Raw genomic sequence first — 16727 nt, 5'->3', positions numbered from 1 at the left:
AGCTCAGCTCGCCTTGATTTTTCCGAAGCACGATGCCGAACCGCAAAGCGAAAACTGTGAAGCAGTTTTCAGGTAAGATCATGCTCAATCAAATAGTTAAAGTCCGAGCATCACTCGCACGATCGGCTCAAGGCCGCGGCCAAGCGCCCGGGTGTTTTCTGCGTCGAGATGCACGCCATCAAGCGGTGTGGTGACGGCAACCGTGCCTGCATCGAAAAAGCCGCAGCCAAGCTCGTCAGCCAGATCGCGGTAGAGCGTCGCAAGCTTCGCCGACTCCTTGATCGCGCCGAGGTAATGGGCGGCGAAGGCCGGATTGGCGGTCTCAGTAATAACAGGGGGCGCCACGATCAGAATGTCGGGGACTTCATAATCGAACGCCCATGTATGATTGCGTATAAGCTGAATCAACCGGCTGATGCCCTGCAAGGCAGCAAAGGCCGAACCGGCGATCACCGGCTTCATGTCGTTGGTGCCCAGCATGATGATGATGAGATCGAGCGGCGCGTGCGTCTGCAGGATCGTCGGCAATACCTTTGCACCGTTACGGTCGCAATCGGCGAGATGATCGTCGAAAGCCGTGGTGCGGCCGTTCAGCCCTTCCGGGATCAACCGGACCTGATTGCCGAGCGCCTTTTGCAGCACGCTCGGCCACCGATCTTCGAAGGCATGACGACCGATCGTTTCGGCGCTATAGCCCCATGTCAGCGAGTCGCCATAACACAGAACGGTCTTGGTCATTCATGCCTCCGTGTCGTGACAAGGCTCAGACGAGCATCCCCATCGGATTTTCGATGTAGCCCTTGAAGGCAGCCAGGAGCTCGGCACCAAGCGCACCGTCGACGGCGCGATGGTCGGTCGACAGCGTGACGGTCATCATAGTGGCGATGGCCATTTCACCCTTCTTGACGATCACACGCTGTTCGCCCGCGCCGACGGCCAGAATGGTCGCATGCGGCGGGTTGACGACGGCGGCGAAGTTCTTGACGCCCATCATGCCCATATTGGACACGGCCGTTGTACCGCCCTGGTACTCCTCGGGCTTCAGCTTGCGTTCCTTGGCGCGCTTGCCATAGTCCTTCATCTCGTTGGAGATGGCAGACAGCGTCTTCAGCTCGGCGCTGCGGATGATCGGCGTGATCAGGCCGCCCGGAATGGAGACGGCAACGCCGACATCGGCATGCTTGTGCTTGACCATGCTGCTGTCGGTCCAGGACACGTTGGCATCCGGAACGTCGCGCAGCGCCAGCGCCAGGGCCTTGATGACCATGTCGTTGACGGAGAGCTTGTAGGCCGGAGCACCGTCCTTCGACTTCGGAGCGGAATCGTTGAGCTGCGTGCGGAGCGCCAGCAGTGCATCGAGTTCGCAATCGACCGAGACGTAGAAGTGCGGGATCGTCTGCTTGGATTCCTGCAGGCGCTTGGCAATCGTCTTGCGCATGCCGTCATGCGGCACAAGCTCGTAGGAACCGGGCTCGAACAGCTTGAGAACGGCATCATCAGACATGCCCTTCGGAGCGGCTGCGGCCGGAGCCTGTGCAGCAGCGGCCGGCAGAGCTGCGGGAGCAGCAGCCGGAGCGGCCTTGGCGACACCGCCGGAGACGGCAGCTTCGATGTCCTTCTTGACCACGCGGCCATGCGGGCCGGAGCCGACGAGCGCGGCCAGATCAATGCCGGATTCCTTGGCAAGCCGGCGAGCGAGCGGCGATGCGAAGGTGCGCTGGCCGTCCGTCGAAAGAGCGGCGGGCACGACCGGCGCCGGCTGTGCGGCCGGTGCGGATTGAGCCGGAGCCGTTTCCGCCTTCGGCGCTGGTGCCGCGGCGGCAGGTGCTGCAGCCGGAGCGGCAGCGCCTGAAGCAGCAGCGGAGACGTCCTCGCCTTCGCCGGCCAGAACCGCGATCAGCGCATTGACCTTGACGCCTTCGGTACCGGCGGGAACGACGATCTTGGCAACTGTGCCTTCGTCGACGGCTTCGACTTCCATCGTCGCCTTGTCGGTCTCGATCTCGGCGATGACGTCACCGGACTTGATCTTATCGCCTTCCTTGACCAGCCACTTGGCGAGGTTGCCCTCTTCCATGGTCGGCGAGAGGGCAGGCATGGTGATGTTGATAGGCATCGAAGAGCCCTCCCCTTATTTGTAGCAAACGGCTTTCACCGCATCGACCACTTCACCGACATTCGGAAGCGCGAGCTTCTCGAGGTTGGCGGCGTAGGGCATGGGCACATCCTTGCCAGCAATCGTCAAGATCGGCGCATCGAGATAATCGAAGGCCTGCTGCATGACGCGGGTGGCGATTTCCGTGCCGACGGAAGACTGCGGATAGCCTTCCTCGACGGTCACCAAGCGGCCCGTCTTCTTGACGGATTCGATGATTGTCGGCAGGTCCATCGGGCGGATGGTGCGAAGGTCGATCAGCTCGACGTCAATACCCTGGGCTTCCAGCTCGGCAACTGCCTTGGTGGCATAGGTCATGCCGATGCCGAAGGAGACGACCGTTGCGTCCTTGCCCGAGCGATGGATGCGGGCCTTGCCGATCGGCAGAACGAAATTGTCAAGCTTCGGCACGTCGAAGTGCTGGCCGTAGAGAATTTCGTTTTCAAGGAAGATGACCGGGTTCGGATCGCGGATCGCGGCCTTCAGCAGGCCCTTGGCGTCGGCTGCCGTATAGGGCATCACGACCTTGAGGCCCGGAATCTGGCTGTACCAAGCGGCATAGTCCTGGCTGTGCTGGGCGGCAACGCGAGCAGCCGCGCCGTTCGGGCCGCGGAAGACGATCGGAGCGCCCATCTGGCCGCCGGACATATAAAGGGTCTTGGCGGCGGAGTTGATGATGTGGTCGATCGCCTGCATGGCGAAGTTGAAGGTCATGAACTCGACGATCGGACGAAGGCCGGCCATGGCGGCACCGACGCCGACACCGGCAAAACCATGCTCGGTAATCGGGGTATCGACAACGCGGCGAGGGCCGAATTCCTGCAGCAGGCCCTGGGTAACCTTGTATGCGCCCTGGTATTCGGCAACTTCTTCACCCATGACGAAGACGTCCGGATCGGCGCGCATTTCTTCGGCCATGGCGTCGCGCAGTGCTTCACGCACCGTCATCGATACCATTTCCGTGCCGGCCGGGATTTCCGGATCAGCAGGCGCGGTCTTCGGCTGCGCCGGAACGGGTGCCGGAGCAGCGGCAGCGGCCGGAGCTTCGGTCTTGACCGGTTCGGCAGCCGGAGCAGCCTTGGCCGTCGAGATATCCGAGGCGGACTCGCCGTCCTGCAACAGGATCGCGATCTTGGTGTTGACCTTGACGCCTTCGGTGCCGGCCTGGATCAGCAGTTTGCCGATCGTGCCTTCGTCGACGGCTTCCACTTCCATGGTCGCCTTGTCGGTTTCGATTTCGGCAATGACGTCACCGGAAGTGACCTTGTCGCCTTCCTGCTTGAGCCATTTGGAAAGGGTGCCCTCTTCCATCGTCGGAGACAGGGCGGGCATAAGAATATCGATGGGCATGGATCGTCCCTCCCCGATTAGAGCAGAATGTCGGTGTAGAGCTCGGATGCATCCGGCTCCGGATCGTTCTGGGCGAAATCGGCGCTGTCGGCGACAATGTCGCGGACGTCCTTATCAATCGCCTTCAGCTCGTCTTCCGACGCCCAACCCTTTTCCAGAAGGCGAGCGCGAACCTGCTCGATCGGGTCATGCTCGGAGCGCATCTTCTGCACTTCGTCCTTGGAACGATACTTGGCCGGGTCCGACATGGAATGGCCGCGGTAGCGATAGGTCAGCATTTCCAGAATGATCGGGCCTTTGCCGGAACGGCAATATTCGACTGCTTCGTCGGCAGCAGCCTTGACGGCGCGGACATCCATGCCGTCGACCTGGATGCCGGGAATGCCGAAGGAGGTACCACGCTTGGAGAAGTCGGACTGCGCGGTTGCGCGCGCCGTCGACGTGCCCATGGCGTAACGGTTGTTCTCGATCACGTAGATCACCGGCAGCTTCCAGAGCTGCGCCATGTTGAAGCTTTCAGAAACCTGGCCCTGGTTGGCCGCGCCATCGCCGAAATAGGCGACGCTGACATTGTCATTGCCGCGATACCAGTTGGCGAAGCCGAGGCCGGTGCCAAGCGAGACCTGCGCGCCGACGATGCCGTGGCCGCCGTAGAAGTTCTTCTCCTTGGAGAACATGTGCATGGAGCCGCCCTTCCCTCGGGAATAGCCGCCCCGGCGTCCGGTAAGCTCGGCCATGACGCCGCGGGCGCTCATGCCAGTCGCCAGCATATGGCCGTGATCGCGGTAGCCGGTTATGACCTGGTCGCCTTCCTTCAGCGCCAATTGCATGCCGACGACGACAGCTTCCTGACCGATGTAGAGGTGACAGAAGCCGCCGATGAAGCCCATGCCGTAGAGCTGGCCGGCCTTCTCTTCGAAGCGGCGGATCAGGAGCATCTCACGATAGGCCTTGAGTTCCGCATCGCGGTCGAATTCCGCGATCGCACCACCATTGGTGTCTTTGGCAGGCTTGGATGTCGTCTTGCGGCTGGAAACGGACGCGGATTTTCGCGGCGCCATTCAACTCTCCCTATGTGAGTGGCCTCGTTATGTAGTGCCGCGTAACATAGGGAAGATTGCTCGCCACAGCAATGCTATAATTGCATGGCTCATATTCTTCGCAAGCGATTGATATGCTTATAAAAAAAGCAATTAACCAGAATTCGGTTAATTGTGACTATTTGTTGAAGATAACGATCTCATCGTCCTTCGAGTAGGTCAATTGATAGCGCGCATATTGGTCAAGCATATCCTTGTCCAGCGAGCCATCGCTGAGCAATGCCACTTCTTTTTCAAGGCGTTCGCGCTTGGCGACGAGATCGGCGAGTTCCTTGCTGCGATCGATGCGCTGCTTCTCGAAGACCTCGGTCGCCTTCAGACCGTAATCGCCGTGAATGCAGTGATAGCCGAAATAGCTCACGAAGGCGACCGTGATGGCGGGGAGAACGAAACGGCCGAACTTTCTCTTCTTATGATATTTTGTCCACATACTCGCTTGCTCAAAACGCTCTGTCGAGAATGATCTTGAACCCCAAGTCCGCGACGGAAATGCGAAGTGGCTTCCGATAAGATCACGCTAAATCAAACATCTCTGACAACACTAGCCGCCAGAGATTAACCATCCGTTGACTCTGCCATTTTTCCAACAAAAAACCGCGCCCGAAAGCGCGGTTCAAGAGCTGGAAATTATTGGCTTATAAGCCGACTCGGATTGTTATTCGACGCAGAATAAGCCTTTGCGAAAATCCCGCGGATTTTCAGGGGTATCGACTATCAGCCGCGAAGGATGGAACGGCCGGCATATTGTGCCTGAGGGCCGAGCGCTTCTTCGATGCGGATGAGCTGATTGTACTTGGCAAGACGATCGGAACGCGACAGCGAGCCGGTCTTGATCTGACCGCAGTTGGTCGCAACAGCGAGATCGGCAATGGTCGAATCCTCGGTTTCGCCGGAACGATGCGACATGACGGCCGTGTAATTGGCCTTGTGCGCGGTTTCGACGGCGTCGAGGGTTTCCGTCAACGAGCCGATCTGGTTGACCTTGACGAGGATCGAGTTGGCGACACCCATGCGGATGCCGTCACGCAGACGAGCCGAGTTCGTGACGAATAGGTCGTCACCGACAAGCTGCGTCTTCTTGCCGGTCAGGTCGGTCAGGATCTTCCAGCCTTCCCAATCGTCTTCGGCCATGCCGTCTTCGATCGAGATGATCGGATATTTGGCAGCGAGCTCGGCAAGGTATTCGGCCATAGCGCCGGATTCCAGCGTGCGGCCTTCACCTTCGAGAACGTACTTGCCGTCCTTGAAGAATTCCGTGGAGGCGCAGTCGAGACCAAGCGCGACTTCCTCGCCCGGCTTGTAGCCGGCCTTTTCGATGGACTTCATGATGAAGTCGAGCGCAGCCGGGGCGCTGGAGAGGCCCGGTGCAAAACCGCCTTCGTCACCGACATTGGTGTTGTGGCCCTGCGAAGCCAGTTCCTTCTTGAGAACGTGGAAGATTTCCGAACCCATGCGCACGGCGTCACGGAGCGTATCTGCGCCGACCGGAAGGATCATGAATTCCTGGAAGTCAATCGGATTGTCGGCATGGGCGCCGCCGTTGATGATGTTCATCATCGGAACCGGCAGCAGACGGGCGTGAGCGCCGCCGACATAGCGGTAGAGCGGCAGGTTGGCGCTCTGGGCAGCGGCCTTGGCGGTTGCGAGGGATACGCCGAGGATGGCGTTGGCACCGAGGCGCGACTTGTTCGGCGTGCCGTCCAGCTCGATCATGATGTTGTCGATCTGAATCTGGTTTTCCGCGTCAATGCCGCCGATCGCATCGAAGATCTCGGTGTTGACGGCTTCGACAGCCTTCTCGACACCCTTGCCATGATAACGCTTGCCGCCGTCGCGAACTTCGACGGCTTCATGCGCGCCGGTCGACGCGCCCGACGGAACCGCGGCGCGGCCCATGCTGCCGTCTTCGAGGTACACATCGACTTCGACGGTGGGGTTGCCACGGCTGTCGAGAATCTCGCGGGCGATAATGTCGGTGATTGCGGTCATGATAGCTTCCTGCTCGCTGGTTGTAAATCGATTGAAATCTGTCTTAGTCGAAGATGCGGAAATTACAATGCCGCCCCGCATCCTCGATTGAAGCTCCTACAGGCCGCGTAGCGCAAGTTCATGTCAGCCTGTTGAACGCCTCCCATTTCTCAGGCCTTGGCGATCGCGTCGAAGGCAAGCAGCTTTTCCAGAAGCTGCGGCATGTCCTTCAGATACACCATGTTCGGACCATCAGACGGCGCATTGTCCGGGTCTTCATGCGTCTCGACGAAGACGCCGGCAACGCCGACAGCGACCGCTGCGCGCGCCAAGGTTTCGACGAATCGGCGATCGCCGCCGGTCGAACCGCCCTGCCCGCCCGGCTGCTGCACGGAATGGGTCGCGTCGAAGACCACCGGCGCACCCATTGCCGCCATGATCGGCAGCGAGCGCATATCGGAAACCAACGTGTTATAGCCGAAGGAGGCGCCGCGCTCGCAGAGTAGGATATTCGGATTGCCGCTGTCGTTCAGCTTGGCGAGCACATTCTTCATGTCCCAGGGCGCGAGAAACTGTCCCTTCTTGACGTTGACGACGCGGCCGGTCTTGGCAGCTGCAACCAGCAGGTCGGTCTGGCGCGACAGGAAGGCCGGGATCTGCAGAATATCGACCGTCTCGGCGACAATGGCGCACTGCTCTTCCGTGTGGATGTCGGTCAAAACCGGAAAGCCATATTCCTTCTTGAGGTCGGCAAAGACTTCCAGTGCCATTTCCAGACCGATGCCGCGCTTGCCTGACAGCGAGGTGCGGTTCGCCTTGTCAAAGGACGATTTGTAGACAAGGCCGATGCCGAGCTTGCCGCAGAGTTCTTTCAGGACACCGGCAACCATGAAAGCGTGGTCGCGGCTTTCCATCTGGCAGGGGCCAGCAATCAGCGAAAGCTTTGACGAGTTGGAGAACAGGACCTTGGAGGCTCCCTCGCCAACGGTCACTTCGGAATTCGTGCTCATGCTATCTCCTCGAAGGCGAACAGCGCGCCCTGTCCGGGGGCGGGCTTTGCCAGAATACGATTGTTCTTACGCGTGTATGTGACGCCGTTAGCAGTCAAATGCGCCGATGTCACGGAAAGATCGCGGGTCTTGAAAAGGATTGCCCGCGCGCGAAGGCCGGGATCCTCGGCCGGCACCGGCAAATCGTAGAAGGCTTCCATGCCTTGCGGGGTCAGGACCTCGATCCCCGCATTGGCCGCGTGGACAGTTAGGCCGAAGGAATGATCGACTATCTTTGGTCCACCCGCGACCTGCTCGAAAAAGCCACGGAACGCAGCCGGCTTCGGCGTCGATACGGCAATTCTAGCGATGCCGGTCACGCCATTGGCATGCCGCTCCAAGGCGCCGCGATCAGCCGGCAACGGATTGATGCGCTGGCAGCAAAAGGTGAAGAAATCCGGCGAACGCAGATCGGCTGCGAAAGCGAGACGGAAACCTGCCGTCACCTCCGAGCCATCCGGCATGCGCATCGGCCGCGCAAAATCGAGCATGTTTCCGGCAGACATGGCATTGGCCCGGAAGCGCTCGTCATCGGCGACCGCATCGTCCGTACCGAAAACGATGGCCGAAAAACCTTCATCATCGATGCGAAAACGGTAGGCCTGGTCGCGGGCGACGAAAACATTGCCTTCCGCCACGCTCGCCTGGCACTGCTCCTGGGATGCAACGCCCAGGGGCTCCAGATAGATATTGTCGGGAAAGAAAACGCAGGCGTTTTCCGTGCCGAAGGGATGGCGGGCATCGGCGGCGACGGTAAAGCCGAGCTTACCCAGCCGTTCCCGCGCCCCTGCGATATTGGCCGTCGGCAGAACGAAATGATCGAGCGGATGCGGCGACGAGATCATGGTCTCCCCCTTCATTCGTCGGCAGGTTTGCGCCCATCTGCCGCTCAATTCAAGATCAAAGCGTTACGGCAAAACCAGGTAGAGCGCTCCCAGGACATCTTCAACAAGCGCGTCAAAAACTATTGTGAGGGACAGGAATGAAATCGTCGAAAATCAGGCGGCGGGAAGAAGGGTCAAGCATCCTGCCGCAGACTGCGCTCCAGATGCGCTATATCTTCCATCCACTTAGCGGAATGGCGTATACAGCGGCGCAGAACTCTGGCTTGCGGAAACGAAATAATTCGATCATCATAATATAATAACACAACTGGGAACGCAGCCTTAGGCGAATGATCGCGGTGATGGTGGCCTCGACGACGTCCCTTTATTGGCGGCACACAAAAATGCGCATTCTTCCATTTCGGATTGTCCAGGGCTAACGCAACGCACAATCCGATCTCGGAAAAGGAAGGACGGTCTGTCGTTACTTCTATTTTCGCGGCAGTACTTTGTCCGACCTGTCGAATGCCGAGGGGGAGGCATAGGTTTGATGCTCGTCGAGAGGGCGCTTACACGCGCGGTCTTGTGTCTGGTTGCATGTCTCTGCCTTGCCGTGGCGGGATGCGCTGGGCATGCCGAGGGGGTTATGAAGCCGGTCGCACTGTCGACCGCCATTCCGCACAGTTCCACGGTTGACATGCTGGTCGCAACCAGCCGGGCGCCGTCGGGTGATCCGAATACACTTTTCTCCGGCGAGCGGAGCCCGCGTCCGTATCTAACCGACGTCGCCATCTCCATCCCACCGAACCGCAAACCCGGAACCCTGCAATGGCCCAAGAAATTGCCGCCAGATCCAAAGACGGAGTTTGCGGTAACCCGGGTTCACGAGCTGCACTCCATCGCTGAAGGTCGTGCTTGGTTCAGCCAGCATACCGTCGACGGAAAGGTGCTGGTCTTCGTTCACGGCTTTAACAACAAATACGAGGATTCCGTCTTCAGGCTTGCGCAGATCGTGCACGATTCCGGCGCCCAGGTGACGCCGATGCTCTTTACCTGGCCTTCACGCGCACGGCTTCTCGACTACAACTACGATAAGGAGAGCACGAATTATTCGCGAACGGCGCTCGAGACGGCCCTCAGAACCTTATCAAGCGATCCAGAGGTGAAAGACATCACCATCATGGCGCACTCCATGGGCACCTGGCTCGCCATGGAGGCGTTGCGCCAGATGGGCATCCGGGATGGCCGCGTGAACCCGAAAATCCACAACGTCATCCTGGCATCACCGGATATCGACATCGATGTTTTCGCGAAACAGTTCGTTGAGATGGGCGCGCCGCGGCCGAAGTTCACGATCTTTGTTTCCCAGGACGACCGGGCGCTGGCAGTCTCCCGACTGATATCGGGCGATGTCTATCGCCTCGGCGCCATCAATCCGGCCGAAGAACCCTACCGCACCAAGCTCGAACGCGCTGGGATCACCGCGATCGATCTTACCAAGGTGAAAACCGGAGACAGCCTCAACCACGGAAAATTCGCGGAGAGCCCGGAAATCGTCAAGTTGATCGGCACCCGACTCGTTGCCGGGCAGCCGCTCACCGATTCCGACGTACGGCTGAGCGACGACATCACCGCTGTGATTGCCGGAACAGTCAAAGGCGTCGGTACGGTGGCTGCCAAGACAGTAACAGCGCCCGTCACCGCGATCGAAAACGCCAAAACAACCGGCCCTAAAGCTACCGATATCGAAGATACATTGAAAAGCGACCCCCAGCAGCGTGAACTCACGAATTGAACGGCCGAGATCGGCAGGTGCCAATTGATGACTTCCCTTGCGAATGAACTGGTTTCGAGGTTGTTCAGATGTTTCGGCGCCTGATCCCTGGTGTTTTGGTTCTTCTTTTTATGATGATCGTGCCGCAACTGTGCCGGGCGCAGGTTGCCGAAACACCCCCTGCGGCACCGCCTGCAAAAGTGTCCGAATTGCTTCGCTTGATGAATGATCCGGAGCTACGCCAGTGGCTGGAAAAGCGGCAGGCGGCGGAGCAGCAGCCTACCGCGGCGACAGCGACATTGATCGAGAGCGGCGAAGCCCGCGCTCGGGCGCGATATCAGGCGCTGCGAGCGGCGATTCCGAATGTCCCGGTGCAGCTCGCCGATGCAGCGCGCAGGGTGCGTGAGCAGGCAAGGAACAGCGGCTTTGCGCCAGCATTCGTCATGCTCACCATACTGGTCTGCATCGGTCTCGCGGGGGAATGGTTTTTCAAAAAAACTGTCCTCAAAGCCCGGTTTCAAAATCCTCTTGTCGCACACACGATCGGAGAATTCGGGCCATGGATCGCTTTCACCCTCGTCAGCTCCGGCATTTTCCTGGCCATCGACTGGCCGCCACTTCTGCATGTGGTGATCCTGTTTTATCTGCTGGCATTCATCGCCGCTCGCCTCGTGTTTGCCTGCTGCAAGCTATCGAGGGACGCAGGCGCCTTGTCGCCCTTCGGCTACCATAGAGCCTGTCTCTTCATCGCCGTTCTGGCCTTCGCCGGCGCCACGACGTCGCTGACCAAACCGCTCTCCATCGACGGAGACGTCGGCACCGTCATTTCCCACGGCTTCTCCATTCTCCTGTTGCTAATCGTATTTGAAGCCGTGTGGCGACGGCCGGGCGATGCGACAGCCTCCAGGCAGCTAGCGCTTGTGAATACCCTCTATTCAGTCTACGCGATCGGCCTCTGGCTTCTTTGGGTGACAAACTTCCTCGGTCTTTTCTGGCTTGGGGTCTATGCCGTTATTCTTCCGGGATTGCTGTCCGCCGTCGGACGAACGGCAGAGGCATTCGCAAAAGGACGGTGGCCGAGCGACAACAAGAACAGTGCGCGCATGGTGTTGGCAGTCCGTGGTGCGCGGGCACTCGTCATCGCAGCCGCGGTCGGCTGGATCACAGTCATCTGGCACTATGATCCCAACATCCTCGCACGAGAAAATCCGGCAATCGACGCAGCCGTTCGCGGCGCACTGAAGAGCGTCGTCATCCTGATTTTGGCCGATCTCTGCTGGCAGTTGTCGAAAGCATTCATTGACGAGAGATTGAGCGTTGCCGATAGCGACGCATCCTCGCCGTCGGCGGAAGCCGCGCGCGCGGGCCGCCTTCGCACCCTGCTGCCGATCTTCCGCAACGCGCTTGCAGCCATCGTCATCGCGGCCGCCGTCCTCACGGTATTGTCGGAAATGGGCGTGCAGATCGGGCCGCTGATTGCGGGAGCCGGCATATTCGGCGTGGCGATAGGCTTCGGCTCGCAAACGCTCGTCAAGGATATCGTCAGCGGCATTTTCTACCTCATGGACGATGCCTTCCGCGTTGGCGAATACATTCAGAGCGGCAGCTACAAGGGAACTGTGGAATCCTTCAGCCTGCGTTCCGTCAGGCTTCGACATCATCGCGGTCCGGTGTTCACGGTTCCCTTCGGCGAACTTGGCGCCGTTCAGAACATGAGCCGTGACTGGGCGATCGATAAATTCATGCTGCGGGTTCCGTTCAACACCGATGTCGCCAAGGCGAAGAAGATCGCCAAGCAAATCGGAGAGCAATTGAAGGAAGATCCGGAAATCGGCCCGCAAATCCTCGAGACCCTGAAAATGAAGGGCGTCGAGCAGATCGGCGACTTCGGTATCGAACTGAGCTTTGCCTTCACCGTCCTTCCCGGTCGGCAAACCTATATCCGGCGGCGCGCCTACACCATGATCCGCGACGCCTTCATGGAAAACGGTATCGAATTCGCTCAGCCAACCGTCCAGGTGGGCGGCGAGGAGAAATCCGACACCGCAGCCGCCGCTCTGACAATGCACAAAAAGAGAACCGCTGAACAGTTGGCACAATCGCCGGCGCCACCGACGTAAAACATTCGCGTGAGATCAGCCACGGCCTCACGCTGACGTCCTTCCTTGCCGAAGCAACACCCCGAACCTGATGCGGATGACGTCGGAAAGGAGATCGAGCGTGCTGAACGACCAGCTAACGTCTGCTGCCGCGCACGTTATTCAAATAGCGCTGACGCCGGTCTTTCTGCTGGCCTGGCCGGCACCGCCGGGTGCCTCAATGTTTTCTCGGCTAGGCTCGCCCGCGTCTCGGACCGGGTCAACAGCCTTTTCGAACGGGTGACTTCGGAGGACCCGGATGAAACGCGGCTGCTGCAGCTCTACTATCTGCGGCGGCGGACATTGGCGCTTGAGGTTGCCGTCCTGCTCGGCACGGCATCGGGCATGTGCACATGCCTTGCAACGCTCGGCCTCATGGGCGGAGCGATTCGCCAGCAATTTCGCGAGCAGCTACTGCTGTGGTTCTTCGGCCTTGCCGTCATCGCGCTCATGGGCGCTTTCGTGGCCTTTCTCTTCGAGATGATTCTGGCCGGTCGCAGTATGCTAAAGCAGATCGCCAACGACCGCACCCTGCTCGAGCATACGCACAGGAGTTCGAGTAAGAGCCCAACCTATTGAATTTCCATCCAATATTACTAGAATCGTCGCCGATCCCAGCCCCGCGAAAATTCGATCCTTCCTGTTCGATCTACAGTTTGTTCTCCTTCGTTCGGAGAGCATCGCTCTCCAAAGAGACTATTGAGCAAACAACGTGGCTTTTTATCGCTTTTGAGATGGACCGCTCCTGATCGCAGAAATCACATTTAATCGTATTCCATATACATATCAGTACCTTAGTCTGTATGCGTCGAGAAAATCCGTCAGCCCAGGACCCGTTCTGTTCCCATTTATTTGAGACACTTACAAAATATTCACCAAAATTTAAGGACTTGCGGAACACATATGGAACATATAGTGTCCGTTCTGGATTTGTTTCACGACACCTTCTCAGTCCCGAGGTTCAAAACGATGTTGACGCGCAAGCAGCAGGAACTGCTTCTCTTCATTCACGAACGCATGAAGGAGTCCGGCGTTCCGCCATCTTTCGACGAGATGAAAGATGCGCTGGACCTCGCGTCAAAATCTGGCATTCACCGTCTCATCACGGCTTTGGAAGAGCGCGGTTTCATCCGCCGTCTGCCGAACCGGGCCCGGGCGCTGGAAGTCATCAAGCTGCCGGAGGCCTATAGCCCGAGCCTGCAGCCACGCCGCGGCTTTTCGCCAAGCGTCATCGAGGGTAGCCTTGGCAAACCGCAACTTGTGCCGCCACCCGCTCCCGCCAAGCCGGTAAGTGAGGAAAACAACAGTTCGGTCTCGGTCCCCGTCATGGGCCGCATCGCCGCCGGCGTTCCGATCTCGGCCATCCAGAACAATACCCATGACATCACCGTTCCCGCCGACATGCTCGGCTCCGGCGAGCACTATGCGCTGGAGGTCAAGGGCGACTCGATGATCGATGCCGGCATCTTTGATGGCGATACCGTCATTATCCGCAACGCCACGACCGCCAATCCCGGCGACATCGTCGTCGCTCTCGTCGATGATGAAGAGGCGACATTGAAGCGCTTCCGCCGCAAGGGAGCTTCGATCGCGCTTGAGGCCGCTAACCCGGCTTACGAGACCCGTATTTTCGGGCCGGATCGTGTGAAAGTGCAAGGCAAGCTCGTCGGCCTCATTCGCCGCTATCACTGACGGGTGACACCGGTGCGATCGGCGCTCCGAAAGTACCGGTTCGCCAGTCATAGGCGCGATGAAGGCTCCATGGCCGCGTTAGATTTTCAAACGCCGCCGTTATTACCGGTTTCTCGGCGCCGAGGTTCATTTCGATGGACCCAGTCCGGCGAAGTGTTACGCCCGTAAAAAGCATAGCGCCGGAGCGGCAGCGATCAAGCCGCAGCCGTATGGGTGTGACGACGATATTGGCGGTATCGCAGGCCGGAGCGAGATAAGCAGCGTCTTCAATGGTGACAAGCATGTCGCCATTCTCCAGCATTGCCACGCACCAAGCCCCTTTCTGGCAGGCGAAACCGCCCTGCCCGGCATTGTCCAGTGCCGCATCCATCGCCTTTCGAACGGCGGTCTGTTCGTCGGAACTCAAGCGGCGATGCTTGTCCGATTTGCTGATTTTAGGGAGCTGGCTGTCGGGCGGAAGCATCGCAGGCGGTTGCTGCTCGGTGATCGCCAGGGCTCTTTGCCACTGCTCGAAGATGAAATCGGGCGGTTTCTCACGGTTGGTCGTCAACGCACCGTTTCGCAGCAAAGCGACCAGCGTACCGTCCTCGGAGATCATCAGATCGGGTTTCGGAACACCGGGGCTGAGGGCCACGACTGCGACCGAGCCAATGATCAAAAGCGCACCCGCATGCCGCAGCCATGTTTTGAGCAGGGTCATCAGCAAGAAGCCGACTATGACCGTGGGAAATAGCCAGACCGGTAGTCGGCCAAAGGGAATATTGCCGCCCCAGGCGGCGACCGTTTTGGCAACGACGATGACGGCATCGAGTCCCGCGCCGGTGATCTGCCAGAAAGGAGCATCGACGCCAAACGGCATCAGCATTGTAGCCGCCATACCAAAAGGCATGACGACAAAGGAGACGACCGGCATGGCCGCCAGATTGGCGACAAGACCATATGTCGCCAAGCGGTGAAAATGCTCTATCGAGAAGATCGCGGTCGACGCGCCGCCGATAAAGGAGGTCGACAATATGCCTCCGAAGAAGCGCGAGACGAAGAGCAGCGGACGCAGGAGCCGGAACCGGGAGAGAACGCTTTCCCGATGCGGTCGCCTCGTCCAGAGCGAATAACCGGACACCAATGCCAAGGTCGCCGCGTAGGACATCTGGAAACTTGGTCCGAGCGCCTGTGACGGTGACAGAATGAGGATGACGATCGCCGACAGTGCTACGTTTCGGAGGCTGAGGGATGGCCGGTCGAAGAGCACGGCAACCAGCATGATCGCCATCATGATGAAAGCGCGCTCTGCCGATACGCCGAAGCCGGAAATGAAATAATAGGCTGTCACCGTGACCAGCGCGCCGAAGGCTGCGATCTTCTTCGTTGGCCAGGCCTGGGCCACGCCGAAAAACAGGCTGAGGGCATAACGCAGGCCGACATAAAAGATGCCCGCGGAGAGCGCCATGTTCAGGCCGGAGATGGCAATGATATGCGCAAGACCTGAGGTCCGCAGCGCTTCCGTCGTCTCATCCGAGATCGCTCGTCTCTCATCGGTGACAAGCGAGGCCGCAAAGGCGCCGGTGTCACCGGGCAAAAGCATCCTAATCCTGTCGCCGATGCTGCTGCGCAAACGCGCGAGCCAGATATCCGCCTTATCGAAAAACGATCCCTGAGCAACATCACTGGTCGGTGATAGTAGCGTCGGCGTTCCGTAGGCAAAGCCGTTCGCGCCGGTGCCATCGAAATAGGCGCTGAAGGCGAAATCGTTGAGACCGGGCAAGGCGGGTCCGGCCGGTGGCGTCAGCCGCGCCCTGCCTTGAATGCGATCCCCGAGTTCAAAGGGCTGGAGCTGTTTGCGCACGAAAATGGTGATCTGCGCCGGAGGCCGGCGAACAGCCGGCTTTTCCGTTGCCTCGAGAGCTACGACATAGCGCCAACGCCCCTTATCGTCGGCCTCGCGCCGTTCGATCCGCCCGGTGATCGTAGTCGTCACCGCAGAGTCGAGCATCACCGTCGACGCGCGCCAGGTTTCGCATTGCGCCAAAGCCATGCCGGAGCAGGCAAGCATGGCCGCATACAGCAAGTGCCGCAACACCCGCCCCGCCTCCTGTTGGATGAAGAAAGCGGCTGCGAAGATAAGGAGGGCGGCAAAAACGGCCTGCGGCGGCGGATCGGCTCCGGCGGCAAACCAGAAGATCGCGCCGGCGCCGATATAGACCGGCGCAAACAGCATCGCGCGACCGTACGCCGCCTCTTCTTCGACCAAATGGTAAATGCCGAGTCGGATGCTGCCTGCCGCAAGGCGAAGACGGGCAATAAGCGCGGCGTGATCCTGTGTTCGCTCCGGCCGCATCGCTTTGGTAGCAGAAATAGTCGTGCCGATGCCGTGCTCGCGCTCGGCAACCGCAGCAAACTCCCTACTTTCCACCTGCGGATCCGGTGCCTCTAAATTAGGCATATACCCCAGCGCCCACGCAAAACTACAGCTAGAGCGAGAGTTTTGCCGTCACCGCTAGGTGATTTCAACTGAAATCGGCCTAATCTCCAACAAATGACGCCAATTCATGTTAGCGCACGACGAGTCCGCCTACCGCAGTGCCCAAAAGTTGATACCGCAATGCACAAATAGGCGTAACGATAACTTGGCATTAGGCTCTGGATCATATAGCTAATCGTTAGTCGCTTAACCCTTTGG

General features: G+C 59.2%; 13 protein-coding genes. 4 read left to right on the top strand and 9 right to left on the bottom strand.

The genetic code is table 11. From position 1 onward, the window contains the following. Window positions 1-96: 96 nt before the first annotated feature. From C9E91_RS09120 to C9E91_RS09085, 8 genes are all read right to left on the bottom strand, one after another. Window positions 97-738: an SGNH/GDSL hydrolase family protein gene (locus tag C9E91_RS09120; protein WP_107107955.1), complete on the bottom strand. Its 642-nt coding sequence runs from the start codon at window positions 736-738 to the stop codon at window positions 97-99. Between the two features lie 25 nt (window positions 739-763). Further along, on the bottom strand, window positions 764-2116 hold the full coding sequence (locus C9E91_RS09115; RefSeq protein WP_107107954.1) for a pyruvate dehydrogenase complex dihydrolipoamide acetyltransferase: 1353 nt from the start codon (window positions 2114-2116) through the stop codon (window positions 764-766). A 15-nt stretch (window positions 2117-2131) separates the two neighbouring features. Beyond that, window positions 2132-3505 (bottom strand): pyruvate dehydrogenase complex E1 component subunit beta, encoded by a 1374-nt coding sequence (locus tag C9E91_RS09110; RefSeq protein WP_107107953.1) that lies wholly within the window; start codon window positions 3503-3505, stop codon window positions 2132-2134. Between the two features lie 17 nt (window positions 3506-3522). Further along, entirely contained in the window at window positions 3523-4566 is a 1044-nt protein-coding gene (gene pdhA, locus C9E91_RS09105; RefSeq protein WP_107107952.1) for a pyruvate dehydrogenase (acetyl-transferring) E1 component subunit alpha, read from the bottom strand. Between the two features lie 157 nt (window positions 4567-4723). Further along, a complete protein-coding gene (locus C9E91_RS09100) occupies window positions 4724-5035 on the bottom strand; it encodes an FtsB family cell division protein (protein ID WP_107107951.1) in 312 nt (103 codons plus the stop codon). 284 nt (window positions 5036-5319) lie between these two features. After that, window positions 5320-6594 carry a phosphopyruvate hydratase gene (eno, locus tag C9E91_RS09095; RefSeq protein WP_107107950.1) on the bottom strand — a complete coding sequence of 425 codons (1275 nt, stop codon included), beginning with the start codon at window positions 6592-6594 and terminating at the stop codon, window positions 5320-5322. A gap of 149 nt (window positions 6595-6743) precedes the next feature. Next, entirely contained in the window at window positions 6744-7583 is an 840-nt protein-coding gene (gene kdsA / locus C9E91_RS09090; protein WP_107107949.1) for a 3-deoxy-8-phosphooctulonate synthase, read from the bottom strand. Further along, window positions 7580-8467, bottom strand: a complete 888-nt coding sequence (locus tag C9E91_RS09085; protein WP_107107948.1) for a VOC family protein — start codon at window positions 8465-8467, stop codon at window positions 7580-7582. The genes kdsA and C9E91_RS09085 overlap by 4 nt, the downstream gene beginning before the upstream one ends. Window positions 8468-8996: 529 nt before the next feature. Here C9E91_RS09085 and C9E91_RS09080 point away from each other — a divergent pair. The 4 genes from C9E91_RS09080 (at window position 8997) to lexA (ending at window position 14050) form a co-directional block, all read left to right on the top strand. Then, on the top strand, window positions 8997-10241 hold the full coding sequence (locus C9E91_RS09080; protein WP_107107947.1) for an alpha/beta hydrolase: 1245 nt from the start codon (window positions 8997-8999) through the stop codon (window positions 10239-10241). A 179-nt stretch (window positions 10242-10420) separates the two neighbouring features. Then, window positions 10421-12340: a mechanosensitive ion channel family protein gene (locus C9E91_RS09075; RefSeq protein WP_245407458.1), complete on the top strand. Its 1920-nt coding sequence runs from the start codon at window positions 10421-10423 to the stop codon at window positions 12338-12340. Window positions 12341-12385: 45 nt separating this feature from the next. Further along, on the top strand, window positions 12386-12937 hold the full coding sequence (locus C9E91_RS09070; protein WP_245407457.1) for a DUF2721 domain-containing protein: 552 nt from the start codon (window positions 12386-12388) through the stop codon (window positions 12935-12937). Window positions 12938-13327: 390 nt separating this feature from the next. Next, the gene (gene lexA, locus C9E91_RS09065) at window positions 13328-14050 is read left to right on the top strand and encodes a transcriptional repressor LexA (RefSeq protein ID WP_107108139.1); all 723 of its coding nucleotides are present in this window, start codon (window positions 13328-13330) and stop codon (window positions 14048-14050) included. Here the strand turns inward: lexA and C9E91_RS09060 are convergent. Further along, window positions 14031-16490, bottom strand: coding sequence for a ComEC/Rec2 family competence protein (locus C9E91_RS09060; protein WP_107107946.1), 2460 nt, complete (start codon window positions 16488-16490; stop codon window positions 14031-14033). The genes lexA and C9E91_RS09060 overlap by 20 nt on opposite strands. Window positions 16491-16727 lie beyond the last annotated feature (237 nt).

The sequence above is a fragment of the Rhizobium sp. SEMIA4064 genome (assembly GCF_003025035.1).
GTDB classification, from domain to species: Bacteria; Pseudomonadota; Alphaproteobacteria; order Rhizobiales; family Rhizobiaceae; genus Rhizobium; species Rhizobium paranaense.
Note: the sequence above shows the minus strand (reverse complement) of the source record. Positions and strands in the feature narration are given on the sequence as shown.